Origin of the sequence: Achromobacter sp. Marseille-Q0513 (assembly GCF_018195695.1) — a bacterium.
In the GTDB taxonomy this organism is placed as follows: Bacteria; Pseudomonadota; Gammaproteobacteria; order Burkholderiales; family Burkholderiaceae_B; genus Achromobacter.
On sequence record NZ_JAGTJY010000339.1, the window covers coordinates 1 to 2369 of the forward strand.

The 2369-nt window shown below is 74.1% G+C and carries 2 protein-coding genes; both read right to left on the minus strand.

Annotation, left to right across the window (positions count from 1 at the left end):
• On the minus strand, positions 1-1403 hold a 1403-nt coding region (locus tag KDH83_RS30380; RefSeq protein WP_249205464.1), incomplete at its 3' end, for a TolC family protein.
• The coding region (locus KDH83_RS30385) for an FUSC family protein (protein ID WP_212322683.1) at positions 1390-2369 on the minus strand (980 nt) is incomplete at its 5' end. The genes KDH83_RS30380 and KDH83_RS30385, both read right to left, overlap by 14 nt.

Genomic DNA, 2369 nt, shown 5'->3' on the forward strand with positions numbered 1-2369 from the left:
GCATCGTAGGTGACGCGCGCGGCTTTCAGCAGCGCGACGGCGGCCTCGTTCGCGGCGATGCCCGAGCGCAGCGCATTGCGGGCGGCGACGATCTGGCGCGTGGCGTCCTGCCTGGCGCGGGTCAGGCGTTCGCCGGCGCTGGCGGCGTCGTTGTGCGCCTGCATCCGCGCCGCCGCGCGCAGGCCGCCGTCGTACAGCGGCAGCGTCACGCCCAGGAAGACGCTGGAGCCGGAACGGCTGCCGTCCAGGTTGACGGTGCCGGCCTGCTGGCCGATGGCGGGCACGGCGGTGATGGACGACCGCCCCGAGGTGTGCGAGGTCGACGCGGACAGGAAGACCTTGGGCAGGAAGTCCGAGTCCGCCGCGCGCGCCTTGGCCTGTTCGGCCTGCTCGGCCGCATAGGCGGCCAGTACGTCGGGCCGGCGCGCCAGCGCGTCGGTGATGATCTGTTCGACCGGCTGCGCCAGCGCGGGCGACAGCGCGTGATCGGGCAGCGCGGCGATGCGCGGCTGCGCCAGCGGCGAGATGCCCATGGCGGTGATCAGCGCCAGGTAGGCATCCTGTTCGGCGCCGTCGGCGGTGACGGTGGCCAGCCGGGCCTGTTCGCGGTTCTGGGTCGCCTGCGCCACCTCGACCACGGTGCCCTGGCCCTGCCGGTAGCGCGCGTTGGCGGCATCCAGCAGGGTGCCGGCGTTGACCAGGCCCTGGCGCGCGTTGACGGTGCGCGCGCGCGCCGCGATATAGCCGTGATAGGCGACGCTGACCTCCTGGACCAGCTGCTGGTGCACGGCGGTCAGGGCGACGTTGCCGGCGATGGTGGCCTGTTCGGCGGCCTGCACGCGCGCCTGCCGGCCGCCGAAGTCGAACAGCAGCCATTGCAGCGAGAGCACGCCCACGGTGCCGTGCGTGCTGCTGTTGCTGGACGAGTCGCCCAGGCCGATGTTGCTGGAGCCGCTGCTGTGGCGCCAACCCGTCATGGCGGTGGCGGCCAGCTGCGGCAGGTAGATGCTCTTGACCATGCCGGTGGCCAGCGCGGCGTTGCGCGCCGCGTTCCAGGCGATGCGGGTGCGCGGGTTGGACGATTGCGCCAGGTCGATGAGTTCGGCCAGCGAGTATTCGTGGCCGGGATCGATGGCGCTGTCTTGCGGCATCGCGCCGGCGGTGGCGTTGGCCGGCAGCACGTAGCGCGCGTCGGGGCTGTCGGGCTGGGCCGGGCCGGAGACGATGGCGCCGCTGGCGTCGACGGGCGGCGTCCAGGGCCGGTCGGCTCGCGGCGGGGCCAGGTCCAGCGACGAGGTGGCGCAGCCGGCCAGGCTCAACAGCAGGGCCGGCCAGGACAGGCGCGGCAGCAGGATCGGCCAGGATGGGCGGACGGACAGGCTCGGCATCTTAGGCAGGGGCATGGGCCGGGGCTTCCTGGGTGGGTTCGGTGGACGGGCCGGCGACGGCGCGCGCGGCCCGGGCGTCCATCAGCTGGAGCAAGGCCGGCAGCGCCGCGTCGCCCTGCGCGGCCGGCATGGGGGGCGATGGCGGGCTGGCCAGGCCCGCGCCGTCGATGCGCGCCAGCAGCGCGGCATCGTCCGGAGCGCGGCCGGCGGCCAGGACCAGCGGCGCGGCCGTGGCGGACAGCGCGGCCAGCGTATCGCGGCGGGCATCCTGCCAGGCTTGCGGCGGCCGCAGCCACGCGGGTTCATAGGCGGTCAGCGACAGCTGACGCTGCGCGTCGCGGCCGGCGGCCAGCGCCTCGGCGGCCAGGGCATGGCGCGCCGCGCTGCCGGCCGCGACCGCTCGCCATTGCGCGCGCAGGGCCGTCACGGCGCGGTCGGCGCTGGCGGCGATGCTGACCGGCCAGACGCGCGTGAATATCAGGTAGACCACCACGTTGCCCAGCAGGATGCCGATGGTCCGGTCGCGGGCGATGGTCAGGTCGAAGCCCGGGCCCGCGCCCTGGATGACGCACAGGAAGAAGGCGAAGGCGATCTGGAAGCCCGCGTAGGCGATGGCCGGCGGCCCCACTGCGATCCAGGCCGACAGCGCGGCGGCGATGGACACCAGCGCCAGCAGCGAGGCGATGGAGTCCATGTGCGGCACGATGAACACGATGGCGGCCGTGCCCGCCAGCGCGCCGATCACGCAGCCGGCCAGGCGCAGGCGCAGCTTCTGCACGGTTTCGCCGGCGCTGCCCAGCGACACGATGTAGCAGGTGATGACGCAGGTGTGAATGCCGGGCCAGTCGAGCAGCGTGTACAGCAGGTAGCAGAACATCGCGGCGCCGGTGGTCTTGAGCGCGTAGGCGATGTGTTCGGGATTGGTGCCGGCGTCGGGCAGGAGGAAGCCGCCGCGCTTGGGGGCGGGCGGGGGCGGCGCGG